Source organism: Falsiroseomonas sp. (assembly GCF_051859025.1).
GTDB lineage: Bacteria > Pseudomonadota > Alphaproteobacteria > Acetobacterales > Acetobacteraceae > Falsiroseomonas.
Window position 1 is genome coordinate 1 of the sequence record NZ_JBHYGL010000025.1, and the last position, 25422, is coordinate 25422.

Sequence of the window (25422 nt, forward strand, 5' to 3'; positions counted from 1 at the left end):
GATGGCGCGCCGGCCGGATGCCGGCGCCCCCCCGCCGCGCCGCGATGCGCCCCCGCCCCGCCAGGGCGACGGTCCGTCCCGCGACGCGCCGCGCGACGGTGCCCGTCCGGGCTTCGGCGCCCGCCCCGGCTATGGCGATCGCCCTGGCGCCGCGCCGCGCCCGATGGCGCCGCCGCTGCGCTCCGGCCGCCCCGGCCCGGTGCCGTCCTCCATCGGCCCGCGCCGCCCGGCCGGCCCGCCCGGCGCACCGCCGAACGTGCCGCCGAACGTGCCGCCCGCCGATGTGCCGGCCGCGAAGCTGACGCTGAAGGCCCGCGCGCCGCGGGAGGATGACGAGGACGCCCGTCCTGTCCGCCGCCCCGGCATGGTCGGCCCGCCCGGCGCCAAGAAGCCCGTGGCGCCGCCGCCCAAGAAGACGCTGACGCCGTCCGACAGGCGCCGCGACACGCGCATCGACGTCAATGCGGCGATCGAGGGCGAGGATGAGCGCACGCGCTCCATCGCCTCCGTCCGCCGTGCCCGTGAGCGTGAGCGCCGGCAGCAGGAGCTGGCGCGCCTGCGCTCCGGCGCCGAGCGTGTCGTGCGCGACGTGGTGGTGCCGGAAACCATCACCGTCCAGGAACTGGCGAACCGCATGGCCGCGCGTGGCGGCGAAGTGGTGAAGGCCCTGTTCCGCATGGGCGTGATGGCGACGCTGACCCAGTCGATCGACGCCGACACCGCCGAGCTCATCGTCCAGGAATTCGGCCACCGCGTGAAGCGCGTGGCGGAAGGCGACGTCGAGATCGGCATCGAGGGCGACGAGGACACGGATGTCGACCTGGAGCCCCGCGCCCCGGTCGTCACCATCATGGGCCATGTCGACCACGGCAAGACGAGCCTGCTGGACGCGCTGCGCAAGGCCGATGTGGCCGCGCACGAGGCCGGCGGCATCACCCAGCATATCGGCGCCTACCAGGTGACGATCCCGGGCGGCCAGCGCGTGACGTTCATCGACACGCCGGGCCACGCGGCCTTCACCGCCATGCGCGCCCGCGGCGCCAGCGTGACCGACATGGTCGTGCTGGTCGTGGCGGCCGATGACGGCGTGATGCCGCAGACGATCGAGGCGATCCACCACGCGAAGGCGGCCAACGTCCCGCTCATCGTGGCCATCAACAAGATCGACAAGCCGGGCGTGCGCCCCGAACGCGTGAAGCAGGAACTGCTGCAGCACGAGATCGTGGTGGAAAGCCTGGGCGGCGAGACGCAGGAGATCGAGGTCTCCGCCACGCAGAAGCTGAACCTCGACAAGTTGCTCGAGGCCATCACGCTGCAGGCGGAAATCCTGGACCTGCGCGCCAATCCGGACCGCGCGGCCGAAGGCACCGTCATCGAAAGCCGCCTCGACCGCGGCCGTGGCCCGGTGGCGACGGTGCTGGTCCAGAAGGGCACGCTGAAGACGGGCGACATCGTCGTGGCCGGTGCCGAATGGGGCAAGGTCCGTGCGATGCTGGACGACAAGGCGCGCCAGGTGAAGGAAGCCGGCCCGTCCCTGCCGGTCGAGATCCTGGGGCTGTCGGGCGTCCCCACCGCCGGCGAGAACTTCGTCGCGGTGAAGGACGAAGTGCAGGCCCGCGAGATCAGCGAATTCCGTACGCGCAAGCTGCGGGAGAAGCAGGTGGCGGCGATCAGCGCCGGCCGCGGCAGCCTGGCCGACATGCTGGCCCGCATCCAGGCGGGCGCGCAGAAGGAAGTGGCCGTCGTCTGCAAGGCCGACGTGCAGGGCAGCGCGGAAGCCATCGGCGTCACGCTCGGCAAGCTCGGCAACGACGAGGTGCGGGTCCGTGTCCTGCACAGCGCCGTCGGCCAGATCACCGAAAGCGACATCCAGCTGGCGAAGGCGTCCGACGCCGTCATCGTCGCCTTCAACGTCCGGGCCACCACCCAGGCGCGGGAACTGGCGACGCGGGACGGCGTGGAGATCCGCTACTACTCCATCATCTACGAGGTGGCGGACGACATCGAGGAACTGGTGCGCGGCAAGCTGGCGCCGGTGCAGCGGGAGAAGTTCCTGGGCTACGCCCAGATCCTGCAGGTCTTCGAGGTCAAGCGCATTGGCAATGTGGCGGGCTGCCGTATCACCGAAGGCGTGGTCAAGCGCGGCTGCGGCTTCCGCCTGCTGCGCGATGGCACCGTCATCCACCAGGGCGAGCTCAGCACGCTGCGCCGCTTCAAGGATGACGTGAAGGAAGTGACCAACGGCTACGAATGCGGCATGTCCTTCGTGAATTTCAACGACATCCGCGTCGGCGACCAGATCGAGTGCTACGAGACCGAGACGGTCGCCGGCACGCTCTGACGCCACCAAGGCTTGGGCATCAGGGGGCGCGGCGGAGACGCCGCGCCCCCTTTGCTTTGCCCAGCGAATATTGAGGGAAAGACCAGCATGGCCCGCCGAACCGGGAATGCGACCACCAGTGACAAGGGCCGCGCCGAAAAGCGCGAGTACAAGGCGCCCACCAAGCGGGCCGCCCCGCAGGGACCTTCCCAGCGCCAGCTGCGCGTGGCGGAGGAAGTGCGCCACGCCCTGGCCGCCATCTTCGCGCGGGAGGAATTCCGCGACCCGGACCTCGCCGACCTGCATGTGACGGTGACGGAGGTCCGCGCCTCCCCCGACCTACAGCACATGACGGCTTTCGTCAGCGGGTTGGGGAAGGAACTGACGCCGGCACAGCATGCCGGCCTCAAGCGGGTCGCGCCCTATCTGCGGACGCTGGTCAGCCGCGCGGTGCGGCTGCGCACCGCGCCGGAGGTGCATTTCCAGCCCGACACCGCGCTCGACTACGCCATGCACATCAGCAAGGTCATGCAGCGGCCTGAGGTGCAGCAGGATCTGCAGCCCAAGGCCGCCACCAAGGACGAAGACGCATCGTGAGCCCGCCCAACCGCCACCGCCCCCACAAGAAGCCGAAGGGCCGCGCGCTCGATGGCTGGCTGATCGTGGACAAGCCCTCCGGCATCGGCTCCACGGATGTGGTCAACAAGGTGAAGCGCGCCTTCCAGGCGCAGAAGGCGGGCCATGGCGGCACGCTGGACCCGCTGGCGACCGGGCTTCTGCCCGTGGCCTTCGGCGCCGCCACCAAGACCGTCCCCTACGTCATGGACGGGACCAAGAGCTACCACTTCACCCTGAAGTTCGGTGAGGCGCGGGACACCGACGACGCCGATGGCAAGGTGACGGCCACCAGCGATGTCCGCCCCACGGATGCGGAGATCGAGGCCGTGCTGCCCGCCTTCCGCGGCGACATCATGCAGGTGCCCCCCGCCTATTCCGCCATCAAGATCGGCGGCGAGCGGGCCTATGACTTGGCCCGCGAAGGCCAGGTGGTGGAGATCGCACCGCGCCCCGCGCGGATCGACCGCTTCGACCTGATCGAGCGCCCGGACATCGACACCGCCATCTTCCATGTCGAAAGCGGCAAGGGCGTCTACATGCGGTCCCTGGCGCGCGATGTGGCGAAGGCGGTGGGCTCGGTCGGGCACATCACGGCGCTGCGCCGCCTGCGGGTCGGGCCTTTCCGGCAGGAACACGCGATTTCGCTGGACAGCCTGCTCGGAACCGGCGATACGCCTCCCCCTTCCCCGGACCTTCTTCTTCCCGTGACGACCGCGCTGGCCGACATCCCGGCACTGGCCGTCAATGGAGAGGAGGCCGCCCGCCTCATGCAGGGCCAGGCGATCAGCCTGGTGGACCTCATGGGCAGGATTCCCCGCGAAGCGGACCCCGAAGGGGGGCTGCTGCGCGCGATGGCGGGGGAGCGTCTCCTCGGCCTGTGCCGGCTGGAAGGCGGTTGGATGCAGCCCGAGCGGCTGATCCAGCTCGGCCATCCGGACGGCCCTTGGATCCAGGTCAGGGACGAGACTTAACCCCTACCTGGAAGGACACACGATGTCGGTCATGACGGCAGAGGCCCGCGCGGCCCTGATCAAGGAATACGCCACCAAGCCGGGCGACACCGGCAGCCCGGAGGTCCAGGTCGCCCTGATCTCCGCGCGCGTCGCCATGCTGACGGAGCACCTGAAGGCCCACCCGAAGGACTTCCACAGCCGGCGCGGCCTGCTGGTGCTGGTCGGCCAGCGCCGCGGCCTGCTGGACTACGTGAAGAAGAAGGACGTGAAGCGCTACGAGAGCCTGATCGGGCGCCTCGGCCTGCGCCGCTGATTGCTTCCGCCGCAAGGCGGGCGTGAAAAAGGCCCGGGGAGGCGACTCCCCGGGCCTTTTTTGCGTCCGGTACACCGGGGAAGGCGCTGCCTTCCCCGGACCCCATCCGCCAGGGGCGAACCGCCCCTGGACCGTCGTCAAATCAGACGCGGTCCTTGCCGTCGACGGCGTCACGCACCGTGTCCTTGGCACCACCGACGGCGCTCTGGGCCTTGCCCTTCGCCTTGTCGGCCATGCCCTCGGCCTGCAGCTTCGCGTCGCCGGTCAGCTCGCCGACGCCCTGCTTGATGCTGCCCTTGACCTGGTTGCCAGCACCCGAAATCCGGTCCTTGTCCATGGTCGCGTTCTCCTCTTGGACCAGCCGTGATGGCCGGTTCTGGGGGTGAAAACGCGTGTTGAAGCGGGGGGTTCCGGCGTTACAGATCAACCGCCGGACGGCAAGCCGGCGATGGCGGCATCCACCGCATCCCCGAAGCGGGCGACGATCGCCTCGATATCCGCCGCCTTCGCGATGTAGGGGGGAGAGAGGATCACATGGTCCCCCCGCTTGCCATCGATCGTGCCGGCCATGGGGTAGCAGGCCAAGCCACGCTCATAGGCCTCCCGCTTGATGCGCTCATTGAGTTTCAGCGCGGGATCGAACACCGCCTTGCTGGCGCGGTCGGCGACAAATTCGGCGCACCAGAACAGGCCGCGGCCGCGAATGTCCCCGACATGGCGATGGTTGCCGAGCCGCTCCGTCAGGCGCTGTTCCAGCAGCGCGCCCATGGCGCGGACATTCTCCAGCAGCCCTTCCTCCCGGATCACCTGCTGCACGGCGAGGGCGGCCGCGCTGGCGATGGGGTGGGCCTGGTAGGTGTGGCCATGCATGAAGCCGCCGGAGCCATCGCGCAGCGCGTCGATGATCCTGCCGCCGATCATGATGCCGCCGATCGGCTGGTAGCCCCCGCCGAGGCCCTTGGCGACGACCTGGATATCCGGCGGCACGCCCTCGTGCTCCCACGCATGCATGGTGCCGGTGCGGCCCATGCCGGACATGACCTCATCCAATATCAGCAGCGCGCCATGGCGGTCGCAGATGGCGCGGACGGCCTGGAAATACCCGGGCAGCGCGGCGACGCAGCCCAGCGTGGCACCCACCACCGGCTCCGCGATGAAGGCGGCGACGGTATCGGGGCCGAGGGACTGGAACTGCGCCTCCAGCTCCGCCGCCAGGCGGGCGACGTATTGCGCATCGCTCTCATCGTCACGCCGGTCGCGATAGGCGTAGCAGGCGGAGACGTGGTGGAAGGCGTCGGAGAGGATCGGCTGGTAGATCGCGCGCCGCATCATGTTCCCGCCGGCGGCCAGCGCGCCGAGGGTGTTGCCGTGGTAGCTCTGCCGGCGCGCGATGAATTTGCTTCGGTTCGGCTGGCCGATCTCGACGAAGTACTGGCGGGCCAGTTTCAGCGCGGCCTCCACGCCCTCGGAGCCTGAGGAGCACAGGTACAGGTGGGTCAGGCCGCCGGGCTCGCCTTCCAGCACCATATCGGCCAGTTGCTCTGCCGGTTCGCAGGAATAGAGCGCGGTATGGGCGTAGCTGAGGCGATCCATCTGCGCCCGCATCGCCTCCAGCACGCGGGGATGGCCATGGCCGAGGCAGGCGACAGCGGCGCCACCGGAGCCGTCGATGACGGCGCGGCCGTTGGAATCATGGATCAGCATCCCCTGCCCCGTCAGGGCCAGCGGCGGATCGACGCGCAGATTGCGCTGGAGAAGGCGGGAACGCATGGCGGTCAGTCTCCGGCCAAGGCAATGCAGGAAAAGGCGACGCGTGCCTCGGTCGGCACGCCGAAGCGGGCAGTGTGGCGCGCGGGCAGGCCGTTCGGGAAGTGCCTGACATATTCGGCGTTGAGCGCGGCGTAGTCGGCGGGATCGGTGATCAGCATCGTCACCTGCACCACGCGATCGAGGCTCGACCCGGCCTCCGCCAGGATCGTGGCCATCATGGCCAACGCGTTCCGCACCTCCTCCGCCGGGGTCGCGCCGCGATGGATACCGGCGGCGGGATCATGCGGCGCGGAATGGCCGGAGACGAAGACGAGGCCGCCGGCGCGCGTCGCACGGCTGAAGGGGCGCGGGCTGCCGGGTTCCGGCTGGTCGATGAAGGTGATCATGGCGCCACCAGCATCCCCACCACTGCCCCCGTCATGCAACAGGCAATGAAGGCCGCCACCAGCGCGGGCAGCCCGAGCCGCACGATATCCGCGCGGCGTTCCGGCACCATCGCCGTCATCCCCCCCAGCATGATGCCCACCGACCCGAAGCTGGTGAAGCCGCAGAGCGCATAGGTCAGGATCAGCCGCGACCGCCCGTCCAGCCCCTGCCCGCCCGATGTCGCGAGCTGGAGGTAGGAGACGAATTCATTCACCACGACCTTCACGGCGAGGGATTGCGCGACGGTCGCGACGTGTTCCAGCGGCACGCCCATGGCGAAGGCGACGGGCCAGAAGAACCAGGCCGCGATCACCTGCAGGGTCAGGCCCGTGACGGGTTCCAGCACCATGTTCACCAGCGCCACCAGCGCCACGAAGACGATCAGCATGGCCATGATGCCGAACAGCAACTGCAGCCCGTCCATCGTGCCGCGAACCACCGCCTCCATCGCACTGTCATAGAGGCGCGGTGCGGCGGCGGATTCCACGGCCTCCGGCACCTCCCCTTCACGAGGCGGCATGATGAGCAGCGCGACGACGATGGCGGCGGGGGCGGAGACCAGGGAGGCTACCAGCAACTGCCCCGCGGCATCCGGCACCACCGGCGCGATCATCAGCGCATAGACCACGAGCATGTTGCCGCTGATGGTGGCGAGCCCGGCCGTCATCACCACGAACATCTCGCTGATGCTCAGGCGCATCAGCCAGGGGCGGATGAGCAGCGGCGCCTCCACCATGCCGACGAAGACATTGGCGGCGACGGAAAAGCCCGTGGCGCCGCTGATACCCAGCGTGCGCGTCAGCAGCTTCGCCATCCCCGCCACCACCACGGGAAGGATGCGCCAGTGATACAGCAGGGCGGAGAGCGCGCCGACCACCAGCACCAGCGGCAGGCCCTGGAAGAACAGGATGAAGCCCGCGCCGGGAAAGGGCTCCGCGAAGGGCAGCGGGCCGCCGCCGAGGTAGCCGAAGACCAGGCTCGTGCCCTGGCGTGTCGCCGCCGCCAGCGCGTCCACCGCGCGGCCCAGCAGGGCGAAGGCGGCGCGCAGCGGCGGGATGTGCAGCAGGGCCGCGGCAAGCATGATCTGCAGCGCCATCCCCACCAGGATCACCCGCCAGGGCACGCCGCGCCGGCATCCCCCCAGCACCCAGGCCAGCAGCGCGAGCGCCAGCAGGCCGATGGCGGATTGGATCTGCAAGGCGCTCATTCCGCGGCCCTTCGGCTGGTGTCATCGGGGATGTCGAGCGCGCGGATGGCGTCGCCGCGGCGGGCGATCTTCTCCGCCGTCACCTCGATATCCCGCATGTCCTGCGCCATGGCGGCGTAGTGGCCGCGCAGCGCGCCGACGCGGCGTTCGAGGCGCGACGTCTCCTCCGCCAGCGCTTCCACCTGCTGGCGGATACGCCGCGCCTCATCCTGCAGGCGCGCATCGCGCAGCAGCCCGCGCATGGTGTTGAGCACGGCCCAGAAGCTGGACGGGCCGACGATGTGCACGCCACGCCGCGCGGCTTCCGCGAACAGGTCGCCATGGCTCGTCAGCAGCGCGGCGTGGATGGCCTCCGACGGCAGGAACATCAGCGCGCCTTCCGCCGTCTCCCCGGGAATCAGGTATTTTTTCGCGATGTCATCGACGTGCCGGCGGATATCGGCGGCGAAGCGGCGGGACGCCTGGGTGCGGGCCGCGACATCGGGCGCGTCCTGCATGGCGGCCCAGGCCTCCAGCGGGAACTTGCTGTCCACCGCGATCGGGCCGGGCGGGAAGGGCAGGCGGATCAGGCAGTCGCAGCGCGTGCCGTTGGACAGGGTATGCTGCCAGGAGAAACCGGAAGGCGGCAGGCGGTCCTGCACCAGGTCGCGCAGCTGCACTTCCCCCAGTGCGCCCCGCGCCTGCTTGTTGCCCAGCACGGCGGCGAGCGACGTCACCTGCCCGCCCAGCGCCTCGATGTTCTGCCGCGCGCTGTCGATGACGGAAAGCCGCTGCTGGATGGCGCTGGCGGTCGCCTGGGTGCGTTCCGCGGCGGTGTCGAGCCGCTGGCCCAGCGCGCGTTCCTGTTCCCGCATCCGTTCATCGGTGCGGGCGGCCAGGCGTTCCTGCGCGGCGGTGATGGCATCCAGCGTGGCCGCGATGCGGTCCATGCGCTCCGCCGCGCGGCCGCGTAGCGCCAGCATCAGCAGCAGCACCGCCAGGGCGGCGACGCCCGCGATCAGCGCGATGGGCAGCCAGTCCGGCACCGGAATCCCCCGATTCGTCTGTGCCATCCTGCCATGGCGATCACGCCGGCGCGAAACGCCCTTGCGCGTCCATCAGCACCAGGCGGCCCGTCGCCACGCCGAAATGCGCGCCATGCAGGGCGAGTGCGCCCGCCGCCACGGCCTCCGCCACCCAGGGGAAGGTCAGGAGGTTGGCGATGGAGATTCGCACGGCCTCATGCTCGCAGGCCTCCTGCGCCGCCTCCGGCGTGTCGCAGCGAAGCCCGGCATCAAGGGCGCGGGCGGCGATGTTGATCCAGCCCGCGATGAAGTCGCCGGCCTCCGCCGGCACGCCTTCGCGCAGCGCGCGGATGCCGCCGCAGAGCGCATGGCCCATCACCACCAGGTCCCGCACGCCCAGCACGCGCACGGCGAATTCCACCGCGGCGCTGGTGCCGTGGAAGGCGGCGTCCGGCATGTAGGGCGGCACCAGGTTCGCCACGTTCCGGACGATGAAGAGTTCGCCCGGCGCTGACGCGAAGATCATCTGCGGGTCCACGCGGCTGTCGGAGCAGGCGATGATCATGGTGCGCGGCCGCTGGCCCTCTGCGGCCAGGGCCTCGAACCGCGCGCGCTGCTGGGGCCAGGTGTCTTCCCGGAAGCGCCGATAGCCGTCGAGGAGACGCTGCATCGGCACGGGGCCCCGTTCAGAAATGGTCGCCGCGCAGGATGGTGCAGTCGGTGATGCTGACGATGGCGGGGCGCGCGCCCAGCAATTCGTCGCTGGCGTCCAGCACGCGTGCCGTCACCGCCTCACTGGCGATGCAGACGATGACGACGTTGTCGAGCACGCCGGACAGGTCGCCCCCGAGCCGCACGCCCCGCCGCCCGCGGCCGGACAGCACGGGCAGGATGGTCCACCCGGTGGCGCCAAGACGGTCGAGCAGGGCGGTGACATCCTCCGCGCGGACGCGCTCCACGACGATTTCGATGCGCTTGCGGTGATGCATGGTCAGGCCCCGGCCAGTTTCATCCAGAGCGGGATTCCCACCAGGATGTTGAAGGGAAAGGACACGGCGACGGAGAGGGTGACATAGACACCCGCATCGGCGCGCGGCAAGGCCAGGCGCATGGCCGCGGGCACCGCGATGTAGCTGGCGGAACCGGCCAGCACCGCCATCAGCGCGACACCGCCGGTCGACAGGCCGATGGCCTGCGCGCCCAGCAACCCCGCCGCGCCGCCCAGCAGCGGCATCGCCATGCCGAAGCCGACCAGGCCCCAGGACAGGCCCCGGCCGCCGGCACGAAGCTGGCGCACCGCCATCAGCCCCATCTCCAGCAGGAACAGGCAGAGCGCGCCGGGGAACAGGGCCTCGGTGAAGGGGGCCAGTTGCTGGCGCCCGGGCGCGCCGGCCAGGAAGCCGATCAGGAAACTGCCGAGCAGCAGCACCACCGGCCCGTTCAGCAGCACCTCATGCGCCAGCTTGCCCGCATTCAGCCGCGGCTGGTCCGGCCCGGCGCCGAGCCTTGCCAGCAGCAGCGCCGTCAGGATGGCCGGCGTTTCCATGGCGGCCAGGATCGCGGGCATGAAGCCTTCCTGCGCCACGCCGAGTGTCGCCAGCGTGCCGGCGGCGGCGGCGTAGGTGACGACTGAGACCGAGCCGTAATGGCCGGCGATAGCCGCCGCCGTCTCACGCTCCACCCGCAGGGCGCCGCGCAGGAACAGGAAGGCCGGCAGCGGCAGCAGGAAGGACAGCCCGATGCCAAGTGCGAGCGCCGCCCACAGCCCCTCCGTCGCCCCGGGGGTCGCCAGCGCGGCGCCACCCTTCAGGCCGATCGCGATCATCAGGTAGATGGACAGGGCGCGGGCCAGCGCCTCCGGGATCGAGAGGTCAGCGCGCAGGAGGCCCGCGGCGAAGCCAAGGACGAAGAACATCACGGGGGGCGGGAGGAGGGAGAGGATTTCGGGCACGGGCGCCTTCCGGGCTGGTGGCGCCCGCCGGTGCATCGTCCGGCAGGTGGCCAATCATGTCTCTCACGCTTTACCAGGATGCGGTCGCTTCCGCCCGCGCAGCGTGCCGCAGCCTCCGCCGCAGGCCCGGATTCCCGACGCTTCCGCTTCAGGTCAGTGGCGGAAGTGGCGCATGCCCGTGAACACCATGGCGAGCCCGGCCTTGTCGGCGGCCGCGATCACCTCCGCGTCCCGCATCGATCCGCCGGGCTGGATCACGGCGGTGGCGCCCGCCGCCGCCGCCGTCTCCAGCCCATCGGCAAAGGGGAAGAAGGCGTCGGAGGCGACGACGGAACCCAGCGCCAGCGGCTTGTCGAGCCCCGCCGCCTTGGCCGCCGCTTCCGACTTCCACGCCGCGATGCGGGAGGATTCGACGCGGTTCATCTGCCCCGCGCCGATGCCGACGGTGGCCAGGTCCTTGGCATAGACGATGGCGTTCGACTTCACATGCTTGCAGACGCGGAAGGCGAAGAGCAGGTCGCGCATCTCCTGCGCGCTCGGCGCGCGCTGCGTCACGACGCGCAGCACCGCTTCCGTCACGCGCCCATTGTCGCGGGACTGGGCAAGGAAGCCGCCCGCCACCGACTTCACCAGCCGGCCCGGCACCGCCGGATCGGGCAGCCCGCCCGTCAGCAGCAGACGAAGGTTCTTCTTGCGGGCGAAGACGGCCTTGGCAGCGTCATCGGCATCCGGCGCCACGACGACTTCCGTGAAGATGGCGGCGATCTTCTCGGCCGCCGCCGCATCCAGCGCGCGGTTGGCGGCGACGATGCCACCGAAGGCGGAGACGGGGTCGCAGAGCAGCGCGCGGTCCCAGGCCTCCGCGAGCGACGCGCCCGTCGCCACGCCACAGGGATTGGCGTGCTTGACGATGACGATGCTGGGTTCGTCGAATTCGGCGACGCATTCGAAGGCGGCGTCGGTGTCGTTCAGGTTGTTGTAGGACAGCTCCTTGCCCTGCACCTGCCGCGCGGTGGCCAGCCCCGGGCGGTCGCTGCCATCGGTGTAGAAGGCGGCCTGCTGGTGCGGGTTCTCCCCGTAGCGGAGGCCCTGGCGGAGGATGCCGGCCACGGCCAGGCGCTGCGGGAAGACATCCTTGTTCTCGCCGGCGAACCAGGTGGAGATCGCGGTGTCATAGGAAGCGGTCCGGGCATAGGCAGCCTGGGCGAGGCGCCGGCGCAGCGCGAGCGTCGTGCCGCCCTCTTCCAGTTCGACGCGGACTTCGGCCAACTGCTCGGGCTCCGTGATCACGACGACCGAGGCAAAGTTCTTGGCGGCGCTGCGGATCATCGCCGGGCCGCCGATGTCGATATTCTCGATGCAATCCTCGAACGCCGCGCCCTTCGCGACCGTCGCCTCGAAGGGGTAGAGGTTGACGGCGACGAGGTCGATCGGCGCGATGCCGTGCTGTTCCATCTGCGCGAGGTGGTCCGCCAGATCCCGCCGCCCCAGCAGCCCGCCATGCACCTGCGGCACCAGCGTCTTAACGCGGCCATCGAGGATCTCGGGAAATCCCGTATGCTCCGACACATCCTTCACCGGGATGCCCGCCGCGCGGATGGCGCTGGCGGTGCCGCCGGTGGAGAGGATCTCGGCGCCCTGGGCGACGAGGAAGCGGGCGAATTCCACGATGCCCGTCTTGTCGGAGACGGAGAGGAGCGCGCGGCGGACGGGGAGGGTCTGGCTCATGCGGCGCGGCATAGACCCCTCACCCCGGGGCATCAACCGCGTTTGGTGCCTTCCAGCAATGCAATGGTGCGGGCGACGATCTTCGCCTCATCGAAACGGTCCAGTGCCCGGGCGCGGCCGGCCTGCCCCATCGCGGCGCGCAGCGCGGGGTCGGCAGCCAGGCGCGCCAGGGCGGCGGCAAGCGGTTCGACGGTGGCGGGGGGCACCAGCAGGCCGGTCTCGCCTTGCACCACCTGTTCCCGGGGGCCGCGGATATCGGTCGCCACCACGGGCAGGCCGGTCAGCATCGCCTCGATGATGGACATGGGCAGGCCCTCGAAATGCGACGGCAGGCAGAAGACATCGGCCGCCGCCATCAGCGCCGGGATGTCGTGCCGGTAGCCCAGGCGCCTGAGGCGCGGACCGAGCGCCGCCGCCGCGCGGGCGAAATGCGGCTCCAGATCCTCCCCATGGTCGGAGGGCAGGCGTTCGCCGACAATCCACAGCGTGCAGCCCGGCGGCGCGGCGGCCAGCAACTCCGGAATGCCCTTGTGGCGCACCAGGCGGGAGACGGCGATGACGACGCAATCCGCCGGCGCCGCGCCCAGCTCCGCCCGCAACCGCGCCCGTGCGGCCGCGTCCGGCCGGAAGCGCGCGGGATCGCGGCCGTTCAGCACCGCCGTCGCGTGGGGATGGATGTCAAGGCGCCGCGCATCCTCCGCCTCCTCGGCGCTGACGGTCATGAAGGTGTCGGTGATGCGGCCGGCGGCGCGTTCCAGGTTCAGCGCGAGGGTCCCGCGCCACCAGGGGCCGGGCTGGTTGAAGAGGAAGCCGTGGCAGGTATAGGCGATGCGCTTCACGCCGGTGACGCGCGCGGCGGTGCGCGCCAGCAAGCCGCTGATCGGCATATGGGCGTGGACCAGGTCCGGCTTCTCCGCCCGCATCAGGGCGACCAGGGACCGCAGCGCCCGCGCCTGCGCCAGCGGGTTGAGGCTGCGGGCCATGGGAACGGGGGCGATCCGAAAGCCCTCGGCGCGGGGAAGGTCCAGCAAAGGGCCCTCGGCGCAGACGCCCACCACCTCATGGCCGCGGTCGCGGAGGCCGCGCATCAGCGGGAGGAGGAAATGGCGCAGCGAGAAGTCGACGTTGGTGATCTCGAGGATTTTCATGGGCGAGGTGGGGAAGGCGCTGCCTTCCCCACACCCCTACCGCCAGGGCCGAACCGGCCCTGGACCGTCGTCAATACAAGGGTTCCAAGGCCCCCCAAGCCGTCAAGGAGGGGGCCCTTGGCATGGGGGGTACGGGGGGAACAGCGTTCCCCCCGGGCAGCCACAGCCACCCCTACTCCTCCGCCTCCGCCCCGCCCGGCGTGCCCATGCTGGCGCGAACGATCGCCCATTGCAGGCTGTTCGCACCCGGTTCCGCATACAGCGCCACCTGCTGGCCCCGGCGCGGCTCCGCGGCCAGGTAGATGCTCTCCTCGATCGCGACGCGCGCGCCCTTCACCCGCAACCGCCAACCCACGCCCGACGGCAGGCGCAGCAGCACGCCCTGCTCATCCTGCTGCAGGCTCGCCACCACGGTGGGGTGCAGATGGAAGCGCACGGCGAAGCCGGGGATGGCGACGTCGCGCTCCGCCTCCAGCACATCCTCGCCACGGAGGTCGTCGCCGGATTCCGAGAGGTAGAGCCGTCGACGGTGCCGCAGGCCGAACTGGCGGACCCAGCCATCATGGCTGGCCTCCAGCCACTGCGCGCCATTGGCTTCCTGCCGGTCAGCCTCCACCTGCTCCACGCGGCGGCCCAGCCCCTCGGGCTTCAGCTCGCTGGAATTGGTGTCGGCCAGGACCAGGGTGGAATGGGCGGCGGTGGCGCGCAGCGCGTCGCGCCATTCGCCCTCCGCGGCCGGGGCGGCGCCGCAATTCACGATCAGGCGGTCGCGACCCACCGACATCTCGAAGGACAGGGTCCCGGCATGGGCGTTGCGGTCGGCGCCGCGCGGCAACCCGCCCGGCGCCGCATCCCGCCGCGCACCGGGCGGCGCGCCGCAATCCGCGATCACCAGGGTGCGGCTGGCCGAAAGGCGCTGGAAGCCGGTTTCCGGCAGGTGGGTCGGCGCGCGGCCGCGGGACTGGCCCTGGGTGAGCACCAAATCGATGATCGCGGCCTGTTCCTCCCGCGTCCCGTTGAACAGCGACAGACCGCCATCGGCATGGCGCAACAGGCGCAAAGCGGGGGCCGCGCGGTCCAGCGTGCCGGCCAGCTGGGCCGGCGCCTCGATCCCCGCGCCATGCAGCAGGTTGCGGATCTCGATCAAATCCTGCAGCGCCAACAGCTGCGCGGTCGGGCTGCGCTCCACATGGCCGCCATCCGGGTTGAACTGGCGTTCAAGCTCCTGCGGCAGGAAACGGACGCAGCGGGCGAGCCAGGTTTCCTCCTCCAGCGCCACGGCGGCCGCCATGCCGCCCTTCAGCGCGACCAGCGCACCGCGATGCGCGGCTTCGGCCGGCAGGCCGGCCACCACGCCGCGGGCATCCTGGGCCAGGCGCTGCATCAACTGCTTGCGGAACCCGTCCTCCGCCGTCGCAGCCAGGAAATCCCAATGGCCGAGCCAGGCGGAGATGCGCGCACCCGCCACTTCCGGCGCCTCGGCCAGCGCCTCATGGCTGGCCAGTGCCAGCCAATCCGCGGTCAGCGCCCTGCCGCGCAGCCGGGCGGCGTCGGTGCCGAGGGCACGAAGGTCCCGCAGCCAGGCGAAGCCATGGGCCGCGCTGCGCCAGGCGGCCGAACCGCCGCCGCCGCCCCAATCGCCCGGGCCGCCATCCGCATCCTGCGGCCGCAGCGGGCGGACGGTGCCCTGCACCTCGAACTCGCCCCGCAGCAGGCGGGCACCGCGCGCGGCATCGCCGGGCCAGAGGTCGCGGAAGGACCGCGCGGGGCCGTCCGGCACCTTGATCGGTTTCAGATTCGCCAGGATGCGGCGCGCGCCGCGAAGGACCCCCCCGATCATGGCGTCTCCCTTTATCCGCGCAGGCCGGTGATGGCGGCGGCGTAGTCAGACGTTCCGAACACCGCGGTGCCCGCCACCAGCACATCGGCGCCGGCGGCGATGCAATCCTTCGCCGTCACCGCCGTCACGCCGCCATCGACCTGCAGGGCGATCTCGTGGCCGGAGGCCTCGATCATGCCGCGCAGCGTCGCGATCTTGGAAAGCTGCGTGCGGATGAAGGACTGGCCCCCGAAGCCGGGGTTCACCGACATCACCAGCACCAGGTCCACCAGGTCGATCACCTCCGCCACCACGCCGACAGGCGTCGCGGGGTTCAGCACCACGCCGGATTTCTTGCCCAGCGCGCGGATGGTCTGCAGCGACCGGTGCAGATGCGGCCCCGCTTCCGGGTGCAGGCTGATGAGGTCCGCCCCCGCATCGGCGAAGGCCGCGAGGTAGGGGTCCGCCGGCGCGATCATCAGGTGCACGTCGAAGGGCATCCGCGCGTGCTTGCGCAGCGCCTTCACCACCGATGGGCCGAAGGAGATGTTGGGGACGAAATGGCCGTCCATGATGTCGAGGTGGAGCCAATCGGCGCCAGCGGCCTCGATGGCAGCCACTTCCTCGCCCAGCCGCGCGAAATCGGCGGCGAGGAGGGAGGGCGCGATGCGGATGGGGCGTGAAGAGGACATGTCAGTTCCGCTTCTACCCGCCACCGCCCCGCGGGGAAACCGGGCGGGGGGCCTTGCACCCCCTCAAATCGGCAGGGCGGTCGTGCTTTTGACGCGTTCCATGGCGAAGCGGCCGGTCACTTTGCGCAGGCTCGGCACTGCCGCAACGAAACGGCGGTAGAACGCATCGTATCCCGCCATGTCGGGCACCACGACGCGCAGCAGGTAGTCGACATCGCCGCCGAGCCGCCAGCACTCCACGATCTCCGGCAGGCTGTCCACGGCGGCGGCGAAGCGGGCGATCCAGTCGGCGGAATGGTCGCCCGTTTCCACGGAGACGAAGACGGAGATCGGCAGCCCGACCAGCGTGGCATCCACCAGCGCCACGCGGCCGGTGATGACCCCCGCTTCCTCCATCCGCTTGATGCGCTTCCAGCAGGGGGTGGGGGTCAGCCCCACCTCCTGGGCGATTTCCGCCAGCGAACGGGCGGCGTCCTGCATCAGCAGGCGGAGGATCTCACGGTCGATGCGGTCGAGTTCGGCGGTGGCCATGCCTTGGGTGTCCCGGGTAACGCTGCCGAAACTTTAGAACAAATTTTTTCGGATCACGCCAGGGGCGGGCCTGCTGAGAAGGATCTTCCGCCCGAACCCCTCAAAGCCGCCGAAAACGCGCGGCGAAGAAGCCATCCAGCCCACCGCGATCGGCCCAGAGGTCGGGCCGCGTGCGGAGCGTGCCGCGGGCGGTGATCGCCTCCTCCAGCCCCGGCAGTTCCGAGGGCTGGATCGGATCGGCCACCAGGCCCAGCGCCTCGGCCCGCGCCAGATGCGCCTCCCCTTCCTCGGGCTGGAGGGAGCAGGTGGCCAGCACCAGGCGGCCGCCGGGGCGCAGCAGGCGGATTGCCTGTTCCAGCAGCCGCGCCTGGGTTTCCGCGAGCGCGGTGATGTCCGCCACGCGCTTCAGGTGGGGGATGTCCGGATGGCGGCGGATGATGCCGGTGGCGGAACAGGGGGCATCCAGCAGCACGGCATCGAAGCCCGCGCCATCGGGCTGCCAGGTTGCGGCATCGGTTTCCAGCACGACGGCATCCAGGCCGAGCCGCGCAAGGTTCTCCCGCAGCCTGGCGGCGCGGCGGGGGTCGCGTTCCACGGCCGTCACGGCGGCGCCGGCGGCGGAAAGCTGGGCGGTCTTGCCGCCGGGGGCGGCGCAGAGGTCCGCCACGCGCTCCCCGGGCTTCACCGCCAGCAGCTTCGCCGGCAGGGCGGCGGCGGCGTCCTGCACCCAGAAATGCCCCTCGGCCAGGCCGGGCAGGTCGGCCGCCCGGGTGCCGGCGGGCAGGCGCCAGCTGCCGGTCGGCAGTTCCACCGCCCCTTCCGGCGGCGTCGCGCCGGGCTTGAGGGAAATGTCGAGCGGCGCGGGCACCTGGTGGGCGCGGGCGATGGCGCGCACCGCGGGGCCATAGGCGGCATGCCAGGTGGACCAGAGCCAGGGAGGCGTATCCAGCCGCTCCGCGTCCAGGCCTTCCAGCGAACCCTCGGCCGCCACCTTGCGGAGCACGGCGTTGACCAGGCCGGCGAAGGGGCGGGGCACCACCTCCACCGTCGCGGCGACGGCGGCATGGGCGGGGGTACCGAGCAGCAGCAGCTCCGCCGCCCCCATCCTCAGCGCGGCACGCACCACGGGCGGCGGTTCGCGGCGGAGGAAGGGCTCCAGCACGGCATCGAGGCTGCCGGCGCGCCGCAGCACGGCGGCGGCGATGCGGTGGGCGGCACCGCGGTCCCGCGCCTCCAGCGCCGCGGGCAGGGCATCGAGGGCTTCCTCGATCGGCCGGCGGCGTTCGAAGACGGCGGCGAGGAGCGCGAGCGCGGCGTTGCGCGTCAGCACGCCAGGCGCCTGCTTGCCGGGTTGGTTGCGTCGGGGTGCGCGAGTGGGGGTGCTGGGGGGCATGAGCGGCGCTTTATGGCCCCCCGGCCCGCGCCGTGCTAGGGCCGCGCGATGCAAGCGTTGCGCGATTTCCTCGACAGGCTGCCGGAGACGCGCCGCCCGCTTCCCTGGCTCGCGCTGCTGTGCCTGCTGCTCTGGCTGCCGGGCTTCTTCACCATCCCCGCCGGGGACCGCGACGAAAGCCGCTTCGCCCAGGCCAGCCGGCAGATGGTGGAGACCGGCGATTACGTCCGGATCCGCCTGGGCGAGGTGGAGCGCAACAAGAAGCCCGCGGGCATCCACTGGGCCCAGGCCACCTCGGTGCATGTGCTGGAGGGCCTCCGGCTCGGCACCCGGGCCGATATCTGGGCGTATCGCATCCCCTCCCTCCTCGGCGCGATGCTGGCGGTGCTGGCCACGGCGCATTTCGGGCGGTCGCTGGTCGGGCGGCGGGCGGCCTTCCTGGGCGCGGCCATGCTGGCGGGATGCTTCGTCCTGGGCGTGGAGACGCATATCGCCAAGACCGATGCCGCGCTGCTCGGCACCATCGTCGTGGCGATGGGGCTGATGGGGCGGGCCTACCTGGCGCCAGGGCAGTTCAGCGCCCGGCAGGCGGCCGGCTTCTGGCTGGTGCTGGGGGGCGCGGTGCTGCTGAAGGGGCCGATCGGGCCCGCGGTGCCGCTGCTGGCGGGTATCACGCTGTTCGCCGCGGATCGCGGCTGGAAGACCGGCGCGCCCTGGCTGCGCGCCCTGCGCCCGGGCTGGGGGCTGCCCCTGATGGTCCTGGCCGCCGCGCCCTGGTTCATCGCCGTTACCATCGCGACCGAGGGCCGCTTCATCGCCGATGCGCTGGGCGGCGACATGCTGAACAAGGTCGGCGGCGCGGATGAGAATCATTGGGGCCCGCCCGGCTATTATTTCCTCAGCTTCGGCGTCGCGGCCTTCCCCGCCGCCTTCCTGGTGCTGCGCGCCGCGCCCGGCGCCTGGACGGACCGGCTGCAACCCGCCACGCGCTTCCTCCTCGCCTGGGCCGTACCGGTCTGGCTGATGTTCGAGGCGGTGACGACCAAGCTGCCGCACTACGCCATGCCGGCCTATCCGGCCCTGATGCTGCTGGCCGCGGCCTGGGCGCTGGACCCGCTGCGGCGGCAGCCGCCGCGCTGGCTTTCCGTCTTCTCCCTGGTGGTGGCGATCGTCGTGGCCTTCGGCATCGCGGCCGTCGCGGTGGCGCTGCCGGTGCTGGCGGATGGCCGTGTCTCCCTGGTGGCGCTGCTGGCGCTGCCGGCGGCGGCGCTGTTCTCCGCGGGGGTCTGGCTGATGCTGCGGGATGGCGCGCCGGCAAGGGCCGCGCTTCTGGCGGTGCTGCTGGCCGTGCCCCTGCAGGCCGTCGTGCTGGGCGGCGTGCTGCCGGGGATGACGGCGCCCTGGATCTCGCCGCGCCTGGCGGCGCTGGTCCATCAGGCAGCGCCGGGGCTGCCCGATGAACGCTTCGGCATCACCGGCTATCACGAACCCAGCCTGATGTTCGCGCTCGGCTCCGAGATCCGCCTGCTGCGGGGGGGCGAGGAAGCAGCGCGCTTCCTGGCCGGGGAACCCGGGCGCCTCGCCGCCGTATCGGACCGGGAGGAAGCGCGTTTCCGGGCGGAAGCGGCGGCCCTCGGCCTGGTGCCGCAGGAACGCGGCACCGTGGCCGGCTTCAATTATTCCCGCGGCCGCCGGGTGGCGATCGTGCTGTACGGAGTGGGTGGATGATCGAGTGGGTGACGAACGTGGTGGCCGCCGGCGGCTGGCCCGGCGTGCTGTTCCTGATGTTCCTGGAGAACCTGTTCCCGCCCATCCCGTCGGAGGTGATCATGCCGCTGGCGGGCTTCGCGGCCGCGCGGGGGCAGATGTCCTTCACCCTGGCGCTGATCGCGGGCATCGTCGGCACTCTGCTGGGCAATGTCTTCTGGTACGAACTGTCGCGCGCCATCGGCGCGGACCGCATCCGGCCCATGGTCGGCCGCTACGGCCGCTGGTTCGCGGTGGGGGAGGACGACCTCCGCAAGGCCGAGGATACGCTGCGGAAATACGGCCCCTTCGCGCTGTCCTTCGGCCGGTTGCTGCCCGGCATCCGCACCGTCATCTCCATCCCCGCCGGGCTGATCCGCATCCCGCGCGGCCTGTTCTACTTCTACACGACCATCGGCAGCACGGTGTGGATCACCTTCCTGATCTGCGCTGGCTACTTCATGGAAGACCATTACGACCAGGTGGAGGGGTGGCTGGAGCCCTTCGCCTATGTCGTGGTCGCCGGCATCCTCGGCACATATTTCTGGCACATCTGGTCCACCCGAATCCGCAAGCCGCGCTGAGCCTCAGCGCCGGAGCGGAACGGGCACCAAGGCGGGGGCGCGGTTGCCGCCGCCCGGCCGGCGCGGCTTCTCCGGCCGTTCGGCCAGCAGCATCGTCGCGGCGCCGATCTGGGCGCTGCCGAAGGTGAGGCCGAGGAAAAACCACAGCACCACCACCGGCCACCAATGGCCAGCGGCATTCAGCAGGATGCCCCCTGCGCCGCCGGGGTCCGCCAGCACGAAGGCGGTGGTGGCGACGGCGGAGATGCCGAAGCCGATCGCGGCGTGGGACAGCAGGAAGCGCACCAGGATGGGCAGGCGGCGCCAGCCTTCGGGGGCTTGCATGTCCGGCGGTCCTTCGAGGGAACGCCGGGGCAAACGAAGGATCAGCCCCACGGGTTCCGCCGCCCGCCGGGGTTGGACCAGGGGCCAGGCTGCATCGAGGGGCGCGCGGGGCCGGCTTGCGGCATCCGGCGCGGCGGCGCGGAGCCACCGGGCGGCGGGCCGACCCGCCCCGCCAGCGCCTGCAGCGCCGCCACGCGGCTGGCCGTGCTGGGGTGCGTGGAGAACAGCCCATCCATCCGCAGCCCCGAGAGCGGGTTGATGATGAAGACATGGGCGGATGCGGGGTTGGCTTCCGCGGCCTCATTCACCCGTCCCTGCTTGTAGCCCTCCAGCCGCATCAAGGCGTTGGCCAGGCCCTCCGCGTCGCCGGCGATCTCGGCGCCGACGCGGTCGGCCTCATATTCCCGGGACCGGCTGATCGCCATCTGCACGATCATCGCGGCGATGGGGGCGAGGACCACGAGCAGGATGGCGCCGATCGGGCCGAAGGGGTTCTGACGGCCCTCGCTGTTGCGGCTGCCGAACAGGAAGCCGAACTGCGCCAGCATGCCGATGGCGCCCGCGATGGTGGCCGTGATGGTCATGATCAGCGTGTCGCGGTTGCGGATATGGGCGAGTTCATGCGCGATCACGCCCGCCACCTCCCGCTCCGGCATCAGATCCAGCAGGCCGGTATTCACCGCCACCGCCGCGCGGTCCGGGCTGCGGCCGGTGGCGAAGGCGTTGGGCTGGTCCTCATGGATCACATAGAGGGCAGGCATGGGCAGCCCCGCCCGCGTGGCCAGCGCCTGCGTCATGGCGAAAAGCCGCGGTGCATCGGCGGGGCCGATGGGCTGGGCGTTGTGCATGCCGAGCACGACGCGGTCGCTGTTCCACCAGGCGAAGACATTCATCCCGCAGGCCACCAGGAAGGCGATGACCATGCCCTGCTGGCCGCCGATGACGAAGCCGACGCCCACGAAGATCGCCGTCATCGCCGCCAGCAGCACGGCCGTCCGCAGATATCCACTCATGATCGCCCGGTGCCTCCGTCTTTCCGCCGCGCGATGCGTTGAAGGGGTCTGCACCTGCGCGAGGAGGTCCTACATGTGGGGCATGACCGATGCCAATCACGGCCCGATGGCCCAGCAGCTTCCCATTCCGCCGAGCAACCCGCCCGGCCCACCCCCCGGCCAGCCGCCTTCCGAGCCGCCACCGGTGATCCAGCCGCCGCCGGATGGCGACATGCCCCTGCCCGGGGAGCCGCCGCCGGCGCCGGTGGGTGATCCGCCCAGAGAGAAGCCGATGCGCATGGCCCCCCTGCCGAAGGAGATTGGCGGGCCGAAGGGGCCGGAGCCCACGCGCTATGGCGACTGGGAACAGAAGGGCCGCGCGACGGATTTCTGAGTCGGATCAAGCTGTTCCGCGACTCGGCTGCGACTCGGGGAACACGCTTGTGGTGCGAATCGGAACGCGCCCCCCAAGTATTGTGGGGCGGGAACATCCGGCCCGGGGCAGCGATTCGTTCCGGCGACTCGGGCCAGGACCTTGATTCCATGGCCGACTGTCCGGCCCCTGCCTGTTCCGATTCACCCTGCGTTCCATCAACGGGGCGAATCGCGAACCTCAACCCGGCCTGGGACGGCCTGATCGGGCCAGGAACAGACCGAGACAGGCGAGCCCTACCGCCGCGATGAACAGCGGCGGCTCCGCCCCCAGCGCGCCCCGCCCGAGCCCCATCACGGCGGGGCCGAGCGACTGGCCCATGAAGAAGCAGAAGGCATGCATCGCGACCGCGCTGCCGCGGGCCATGGGCGCGACCTCCGTCACCCGCGTCTGGATCGCGCTGTGCATCATGTAGAAGCCGAGGCCGAGCACTAGGCAGCCCGCCACCAGCACCCAGGCGCTGGGCGCCAGCGCCTGCGCGACCATGCCGGAGGCCGCGACGAAGCCGCCATAGCGGAGCGTGAGGCGCTGCCCGCCGATCCGCAGCATGGCCGGCGCCAGGGCGGCGAAGAGGAAGCCGCCGGCGGCAAAGGCGGCGACGGCCAGCCCGGCCTCCCGCTGCCCGCCCAGCCCGCGTTCGATCACCAGGGGGGCGATGAAGGGGAAGATGCCGAACACCAGCATCCCCTCCATGAAGACGCTGCCATAGAGCACCCGCGCGGCGCGGAGCGACCAGAGCTGGCGGTAGCGGGCCAGCGCCTCCGCCAGGTTCAGGCGCCGTGGGGCCGCGGGCGCCTCCCCCGCATCGGGCCGCAGCACCAGCACCGCGCCCACCGCCGCCAGGGCACACAGCAGGGAGACGCCCCGCCAGCCCATATACGGCTCCAGCGCCGCCGCCACCAGCGCGCCGGCGGCGGAGCCCGTCAGCCCCGCGACCAGCAGTCGGGAAAGCGCGAGTTGCCGATCCTCGATCCGGACCCGATCCCCGATGGTGGCGATGCAGAGCGGAAAGGTGCCGCCCGCGGCGGCGCCGGCGATCATCCGCAGCACCGCCAGGGTGGCGAGGTCCGTCACGAAAAGATGCGCGACCAGGGCAAGCGCCAGCACCACCAGGCAGGCGCGGATGACGCGGCGCTTGCCCACTGCATCGCCCACCGGCCCCAGCACCGGCTGCACCAGCGCATAGGGGAGGGAGAAGGCGGTAGCGAGCAGCGCGACCGTCTCCGGCGTGGTGCGAAACTCACCGGCCAGCACGCCCACCAGCGGGTCGAGCGACCGCATGGCCAGGTTGGCGGCGAAGCAGGCCAGGCCGAGGATCAGGATCAATCGGCCGGTGCCGGCGGGGGATGCCATCGGGCGGATGTGCGGCCGGGGGCGACATTGCGCAACCCGGCGACACGGGACTGGGCGCCGGAACCCTGGCGTGTCCGGACAAGGTGTGGAACAGAGTGTCGCGCAGTGACGTTCCCCCTCGCCCCCCCTTTCGCCATCGCCTTCCAGCCCATCGTGGATGTCGAGACCGGCCTGACCATCGCGCAGGAAGCGCTGGTGCGGGGCCGTGCCGGGCAATCGGCGGGCAGCGTGCTGGCCGCCGTCCCGCTGCCCGACCGCTACCGGGTGGATGCCGAGATCCGCCGCGCGGCGATCGAGGAGGCGCTGCGCCTCGGCCTGCCGGCCACCACGGCGGCGCTGACGCTCAACCTCTATCCCGGCTGCGTCTCCCACCCCGATTTCGGCGTCCGCCGCACGGCCGATGACGCGGCGGCGCTGGGCTTCCCGATGGACCGGCTGGTGTTCGAGATCAGCGAGATGGAGCCGGTGGAGGACCCGGAGGCGCTGGCACTCGAACTCGGCGCCCTGCAGCGCCGGGGCTTGCGCATCGCGCTGGACGATGTCGGCACCGGCCATGCGCGGATGCCCCTGCTGATGGCCTGGCGGCCGGATGGCGCCAAGATCGCGCGGGAGGTCATCATGGGCCTCGACCTCGATCCGCGGCGGATGGAGCAGGTGCGCCTGACGCTGGCGCAGCTGAACTCCTTCGGCCTGGTACCGGTGGTGGAGGGCGTGGAGACGGTGGGCGAGATGCGGGCGCTGCACGCCATGGGGGTGCGGGCGATGCAGGGCTTCCTCTTCGCCAGGCCCGGGATCGGCGTGCTGCCAGTCCCGGTGGTGCCGGGTATCCGGGCACCGGACGGGATCGCCTGAGGCGGCGTCCGGCCTCAATTCTAAAGCCGATTAAGCCCTTTTAGCACATTTAGCACCGATTCAACGTGCCGGTGTTTCGGCGGGCGGGCGTGGCGAGGCCGCTGGAATCGCTGGAATCGCTGGAACATAACAGGATCACTGGCGAAAGGCCAGCGTTTCAGCCACCCTCCCCCGCCCTGTTCGGGTCACGCCTGTCGTGATCAAGCCGGCGCTGGCTCTCCCGCCAGCTCTCCAGCGGTGCCGGTGGGCGCATCTCACTGGCCGGTGTCGCCGTCTCGGCCGGCGAGGTCGGGCCACCGGCCTCGGCCGGTAGGGGCGAAAGCCACAGGGCGAGCAGCCCGGTGGCGGCGGCGCGGCGGATGGGCGGCATGGCGATCCCCTTTCCGTGGCAGTCGGGGGAGCCTCCCCAGGCGGCAGGGCGCCGGCGCGGCATGATCGCGGCGGGAAAGGGGCGGCACGGTCATCAACCCGTGAGGCCATGCACCGCCATGCCGCAGAAGGCGCGGATCAGCCGGCAGGCGGCGTCCCAGCCGGGCGAAGCCAGGCGCAGCCGATGGTCCGCCTCCAGCGGCTCCAGCCGGATGGAGGGGGAAAGGCAGAGCCCGCGCGCCACCTCCGGCGTCCCGTATGCGTCGTGCTTGCCCTGCAGGATCAGCGTCGGCACGGCAAGATGGGCGAGGTGGGCGTAGCGTTCCGGATCCTCCGCCGCGCCGGGCCGGCGGAAGGGGTAGCCGAGGCAGATCACGGCCAGCACGGGCCGGCGGCAGGCGACCTGCGTCACCACCCGCGCGCCGGAGGATCGCCCGATCAGCACGATGCGGGACAAGGCAGGCCCTTCCGGGAGCATCGCTTCCAGCTGTGCCGCGCGCGCCGCGATGTCGGGGTCGAAGCGCCCTCCCGCCGCCACCAGCGCTTCCTGCCCGATCCAGCCGCCGAGATGGGGGGAGAGGCGGGGGGCGAGGGCGCGTTCGACCCCGACATCGTCGGGGAAGGAATCACCGGCGAGGTAGAAGGCGGGCCCGAGGCGGCCGGCGGCGACAATCATGCGAAACGGGGTGGCACCCTGGAAGTCGGTGAAGCTCAGTGACCGTTTGAGAACACTGGCGGGTCGGTTTCGCTGGGCTTTTCCGCCCCTTGCCTCGTGACGAAGGCACGCCTGCGGCGTGACGCCGGACTTGCCGATGCAACCAGCATCGGCCGCGCCCGGCTCCTGCCAGGGACGGAAAAATCCCTCGCGAACCCTCAGCCGCCAGTATTCTCAAACG

27 protein-coding genes are annotated in these 25422 nt (G+C 71.2%); 8 read left to right on the forward strand and 19 right to left on the reverse strand.

Features of this window, described 5'->3' with window-relative positions; genetic code table 11:
• The first annotated feature begins 1 nt into the window (after position 1).
• From infB to rpsO, 4 genes are all read left to right on the forward strand, one after another.
• Positions 2-2341, forward strand: coding sequence for a translation initiation factor IF-2 (gene infB / locus ACTIE5_RS20185; RefSeq protein WP_439551517.1), 2340 nt, complete (start codon positions 2-4; stop codon positions 2339-2341).
• Positions 2342-2428: 87 nt separating this feature from the next.
• Positions 2429-2917 (forward strand): 30S ribosome-binding factor RbfA, encoded by a 489-nt coding sequence (gene rbfA, locus ACTIE5_RS20190; RefSeq protein ID WP_439551518.1) that lies wholly within the window; start codon positions 2429-2431, stop codon positions 2915-2917.
• Positions 2914-3909: a tRNA pseudouridine(55) synthase TruB gene (gene truB / locus ACTIE5_RS20195; RefSeq protein WP_439551519.1), complete on the forward strand. Its 996-nt coding sequence runs from the start codon at positions 2914-2916 to the stop codon at positions 3907-3909. Before rbfA ends, truB begins: the two co-directional genes overlap by 4 nt.
• Before the next feature lie 31 nt (positions 3910-3940).
• Positions 3941-4204 carry a 30S ribosomal protein S15 gene (gene rpsO, locus ACTIE5_RS20200; RefSeq protein ID WP_439551554.1) on the forward strand — a complete coding sequence of 88 codons (264 nt, stop codon included), beginning with the start codon at positions 3941-3943 and terminating at the stop codon, positions 4202-4204.
• Positions 4205-4346: 142 nt separating this feature from the next.
• Here the strand turns inward: rpsO and ACTIE5_RS20205 are convergent, their stop codons facing one another.
• From ACTIE5_RS20205 to ACTIE5_RS20270, 14 genes are all read right to left on the reverse strand, one after another.
• Positions 4347-4541, reverse strand: a complete 195-nt coding sequence (locus tag ACTIE5_RS20205; protein WP_439551520.1) for a CsbD family protein — start codon at positions 4539-4541, stop codon at positions 4347-4349.
• A gap of 86 nt (positions 4542-4627) precedes the next feature.
• Positions 4628-5974, reverse strand: coding sequence for an aspartate aminotransferase family protein (locus tag ACTIE5_RS20210; protein WP_439551521.1), 1347 nt, complete (start codon positions 5972-5974; stop codon positions 4628-4630).
• Positions 5975-5979: 5 nt separating this feature from the next.
• Positions 5980-6360, reverse strand: a complete 381-nt coding sequence (locus tag ACTIE5_RS20215) for a RidA family protein (RefSeq protein ID WP_439551522.1) — start codon at positions 6358-6360, stop codon at positions 5980-5982.
• Positions 6357-7607 carry a NupC/NupG family nucleoside CNT transporter gene (locus tag ACTIE5_RS20220; RefSeq protein WP_439551523.1) on the reverse strand — a complete coding sequence of 417 codons (1251 nt, stop codon included), beginning with the start codon at positions 7605-7607 and terminating at the stop codon, positions 6357-6359. The genes ACTIE5_RS20215 and ACTIE5_RS20220 overlap by 4 nt, the downstream gene beginning before the upstream one ends.
• Entirely contained in the window at positions 7604-8659 is a 1056-nt protein-coding gene (locus ACTIE5_RS20225) for a DNA recombination protein RmuC (protein WP_439551524.1), read from the reverse strand. Before ACTIE5_RS20225 ends, ACTIE5_RS20220 begins: the two co-directional genes overlap by 4 nt.
• Positions 8660-8672: 13 nt before the next feature.
• A complete protein-coding gene (locus ACTIE5_RS20230) occupies positions 8673-9281 on the reverse strand; it encodes a carbonic anhydrase (protein WP_439551525.1) in 609 nt (202 codons plus the stop codon).
• Positions 9282-9297: 16 nt separating this feature from the next.
• On the reverse strand, positions 9298-9600 hold the full coding sequence (locus ACTIE5_RS20235; RefSeq protein ID WP_439551526.1) for a P-II family nitrogen regulator: 303 nt from the start codon (positions 9598-9600) through the stop codon (positions 9298-9300).
• Between the two features lie 2 nt (positions 9601-9602).
• Positions 9603-10562: a sodium-dependent bicarbonate transport family permease gene (locus ACTIE5_RS20240; protein WP_439551527.1), complete on the reverse strand. Its 960-nt coding sequence runs from the start codon at positions 10560-10562 to the stop codon at positions 9603-9605.
• Between the two features lie 153 nt (positions 10563-10715).
• Positions 10716-12290: a bifunctional phosphoribosylaminoimidazolecarboxamide formyltransferase/IMP cyclohydrolase gene (gene purH / locus ACTIE5_RS20245; RefSeq protein WP_439551528.1), complete on the reverse strand. Its 1575-nt coding sequence runs from the start codon at positions 12288-12290 to the stop codon at positions 10716-10718.
• Between the two features lie 32 nt (positions 12291-12322).
• Positions 12323-13438, reverse strand: coding sequence for a glycosyltransferase family 4 protein (locus tag ACTIE5_RS20250; protein ID WP_439551529.1), 1116 nt, complete (start codon positions 13436-13438; stop codon positions 12323-12325).
• Positions 13439-13610: 172 nt separating this feature from the next.
• The gene (locus ACTIE5_RS20255) at positions 13611-15278 is read right to left on the reverse strand and encodes a heparinase II/III family protein (protein WP_439551530.1); all 1668 of its coding nucleotides are present in this window, start codon (positions 15276-15278) and stop codon (positions 13611-13613) included.
• Between the two features lie 11 nt (positions 15279-15289).
• The gene (gene rpe / locus ACTIE5_RS20260; RefSeq protein ID WP_439551531.1) at positions 15290-15949 is read right to left on the reverse strand and encodes a ribulose-phosphate 3-epimerase; all 660 of its coding nucleotides are present in this window, start codon (positions 15947-15949) and stop codon (positions 15290-15292) included.
• Between the two features lie 63 nt (positions 15950-16012).
• Entirely contained in the window at positions 16013-16480 is a 468-nt protein-coding gene (locus ACTIE5_RS20265) for an Lrp/AsnC family transcriptional regulator (RefSeq protein WP_439551532.1), read from the reverse strand.
• A gap of 100 nt (positions 16481-16580) precedes the next feature.
• Positions 16581-17873, reverse strand: a complete 1293-nt coding sequence (locus ACTIE5_RS20270; RefSeq protein WP_439551533.1) for an RsmB/NOP family class I SAM-dependent RNA methyltransferase — start codon at positions 17871-17873, stop codon at positions 16581-16583.
• 48 nt (positions 17874-17921) lie between these two features.
• Between ACTIE5_RS20270 and ACTIE5_RS20275 the strand changes: the two genes are divergently transcribed.
• A complete protein-coding gene (locus tag ACTIE5_RS20275) occupies positions 17922-19601 on the forward strand; it encodes an ArnT family glycosyltransferase (RefSeq protein ID WP_439551534.1) in 1680 nt (559 codons plus the stop codon).
• Positions 19598-20203 (forward strand): DedA family protein, encoded by a 606-nt coding sequence (locus tag ACTIE5_RS20280; RefSeq protein WP_439551535.1) that lies wholly within the window; start codon positions 19598-19600, stop codon positions 20201-20203. Before ACTIE5_RS20275 ends, ACTIE5_RS20280 begins: the two co-directional genes overlap by 4 nt.
• Before the next feature lie 3 nt (positions 20204-20206).
• On the opposite strand, the gene ACTIE5_RS20285 is transcribed toward ACTIE5_RS20280, so the two are convergent.
• On the reverse strand, positions 20207-20527 hold the full coding sequence (locus ACTIE5_RS20285; protein ID WP_439551536.1) for a hypothetical protein: 321 nt from the start codon (positions 20525-20527) through the stop codon (positions 20207-20209).
• Between the two features lie 41 nt (positions 20528-20568).
• The gene (htpX, locus tag ACTIE5_RS20290) at positions 20569-21540 is read right to left on the reverse strand and encodes a zinc metalloprotease HtpX (RefSeq protein WP_439551537.1); all 972 of its coding nucleotides are present in this window, start codon (positions 21538-21540) and stop codon (positions 20569-20571) included.
• Between the two features lie 211 nt (positions 21541-21751).
• On the opposite strand from htpX, the gene ACTIE5_RS20295 reads away from it, so the two are divergent.
• On the forward strand, positions 21752-21913 hold the full coding sequence (locus ACTIE5_RS20295; RefSeq protein WP_439551555.1) for a DUF1674 domain-containing protein: 162 nt from the start codon (positions 21752-21754) through the stop codon (positions 21911-21913).
• Between the two features lie 219 nt (positions 21914-22132).
• Here the strand turns inward: ACTIE5_RS20295 and ACTIE5_RS20300 are convergent, their stop codons facing one another.
• Positions 22133-23305, reverse strand: coding sequence for an MFS transporter (locus ACTIE5_RS20300; protein WP_439551538.1), 1173 nt, complete (start codon positions 23303-23305; stop codon positions 22133-22135).
• Positions 23306-23410: 105 nt separating this feature from the next.
• Between ACTIE5_RS20300 and ACTIE5_RS20305 the strand changes: the two genes are divergently transcribed.
• On the forward strand, positions 23411-24157 hold the full coding sequence (locus ACTIE5_RS20305) for an EAL domain-containing protein (RefSeq protein ID WP_439551539.1): 747 nt from the start codon (positions 23411-23413) through the stop codon (positions 24155-24157).
• A gap of 157 nt (positions 24158-24314) precedes the next feature.
• Here ACTIE5_RS20305 and ACTIE5_RS20310 read toward each other — a convergent pair whose 3' ends face one another.
• Together ACTIE5_RS20310 and ACTIE5_RS20315 are read right to left on the reverse strand one after the other, a co-directional pair.
• The gene (locus ACTIE5_RS20310) at positions 24315-24527 is read right to left on the reverse strand and encodes a hypothetical protein (protein ID WP_439551540.1); all 213 of its coding nucleotides are present in this window, start codon (positions 24525-24527) and stop codon (positions 24315-24317) included.
• Between the two features lie 93 nt (positions 24528-24620).
• Entirely contained in the window at positions 24621-25202 is a 582-nt protein-coding gene (locus ACTIE5_RS20315) for an alpha/beta family hydrolase (RefSeq protein ID WP_439551541.1), read from the reverse strand.
• Between the last annotated feature and the right edge of the window lie 220 nt (positions 25203-25422).

What these genes read in the sequence shown, in the direction of transcription:
- ACTIE5_RS20285 (WP_439551536.1), bottom strand. Translation starts at nt 20,527, where the DNA reads ATGCAAGCCCCCGAAGGCTGGCGCCGCCTGCCCATCCTGGTGCGCTTC.
- rpe (WP_439551531.1), bottom strand. Translation starts at nt 15,949, where the DNA reads ATGTCCTCTTCACGCCCCATCCGCATCGCGCCCTCCCTCCTCGCCGCC.
- ACTIE5_RS20255 (WP_439551530.1), bottom strand. Translation starts at nt 15,278, where the DNA reads ATGATCGGGGGGGTCCTTCGCGGCGCGCGCCGCATCCTGGCGAATCTG.
- ACTIE5_RS20230 (WP_439551525.1), bottom strand. Translation starts at nt 9,281, where the DNA reads ATGCAGCGTCTCCTCGACGGCTATCGGCGCTTCCGGGAAGACACCTGG.
- ACTIE5_RS20215 (WP_439551522.1), bottom strand. Translation starts at nt 6,360, where the DNA reads ATGATCACCTTCATCGACCAGCCGGAACCCGGCAGCCCGCGCCCCTTC.
- ACTIE5_RS20295 (WP_439551555.1), top strand. Translation starts at nt 21,752, where the DNA reads ATGCCCCTGCCCGGGGAGCCGCCGCCGGCGCCGGTGGGTGATCCGCCC.
- ACTIE5_RS20225 (WP_439551524.1), bottom strand. Translation starts at nt 8,659, where the DNA reads ATGGCACAGACGAATCGGGGGATTCCGGTGCCGGACTGGCTGCCCATC.
- htpX (WP_439551537.1), bottom strand. Translation starts at nt 21,540, where the DNA reads ATGAGTGGATATCTGCGGACGGCCGTGCTGCTGGCGGCGATGACGGCG.
- ACTIE5_RS20275 (WP_439551534.1), top strand. Translation starts at nt 17,922, where the DNA reads ATGCAAGCGTTGCGCGATTTCCTCGACAGGCTGCCGGAGACGCGCCGC.
- ACTIE5_RS20265 (WP_439551532.1), bottom strand. Translation starts at nt 16,480, where the DNA reads ATGGCCACCGCCGAACTCGACCGCATCGACCGTGAGATCCTCCGCCTG.
- ACTIE5_RS20300 (WP_439551538.1), bottom strand. Translation starts at nt 23,305, where the DNA reads ATGGCATCCCCCGCCGGCACCGGCCGATTGATCCTGATCCTCGGCCTG.
- infB (WP_439551517.1), top strand. Translation starts at nt 2, where the DNA reads ATGGCGCGCCGGCCGGATGCCGGCGCCCCCCCGCCGCGCCGCGATGCG.
- ACTIE5_RS20210 (WP_439551521.1), bottom strand. Translation starts at nt 5,974, where the DNA reads ATGCGTTCCCGCCTTCTCCAGCGCAATCTGCGCGTCGATCCGCCGCTG.
- ACTIE5_RS20270 (WP_439551533.1), bottom strand. Translation starts at nt 17,873, where the DNA reads ATGCCCCCCAGCACCCCCACTCGCGCACCCCGACGCAACCAACCCGGC.
- ACTIE5_RS20220 (WP_439551523.1), bottom strand. Translation starts at nt 7,607, where the DNA reads ATGAGCGCCTTGCAGATCCAATCCGCCATCGGCCTGCTGGCGCTCGCG.
- ACTIE5_RS20205 (WP_439551520.1), bottom strand. Translation starts at nt 4,541, where the DNA reads ATGGACAAGGACCGGATTTCGGGTGCTGGCAACCAGGTCAAGGGCAGC.
- rpsO (WP_439551554.1), top strand. Translation starts at nt 3,941, where the DNA reads ATGACGGCAGAGGCCCGCGCGGCCCTGATCAAGGAATACGCCACCAAG.
- purH (WP_439551528.1), bottom strand. Translation starts at nt 12,290, where the DNA reads ATGAGCCAGACCCTCCCCGTCCGCCGCGCGCTCCTCTCCGTCTCCGAC.
- ACTIE5_RS20235 (WP_439551526.1), bottom strand. Translation starts at nt 9,600, where the DNA reads ATGCATCACCGCAAGCGCATCGAAATCGTCGTGGAGCGCGTCCGCGCG.
- ACTIE5_RS20250 (WP_439551529.1), bottom strand. Translation starts at nt 13,438, where the DNA reads ATGAAAATCCTCGAGATCACCAACGTCGACTTCTCGCTGCGCCATTTC.
- rbfA (WP_439551518.1), top strand. Translation starts at nt 2,429, where the DNA reads ATGGCCCGCCGAACCGGGAATGCGACCACCAGTGACAAGGGCCGCGCC.
- ACTIE5_RS20280 (WP_439551535.1), top strand. Translation starts at nt 19,598, where the DNA reads ATGATCGAGTGGGTGACGAACGTGGTGGCCGCCGGCGGCTGGCCCGGC.
- ACTIE5_RS20315 (WP_439551541.1), bottom strand. Translation starts at nt 25,202, where the DNA reads ATGATTGTCGCCGCCGGCCGCCTCGGGCCCGCCTTCTACCTCGCCGGT.
- ACTIE5_RS20310 (WP_439551540.1), bottom strand. Translation starts at nt 24,527, where the DNA reads ATGCCGCCCATCCGCCGCGCCGCCGCCACCGGGCTGCTCGCCCTGTGG.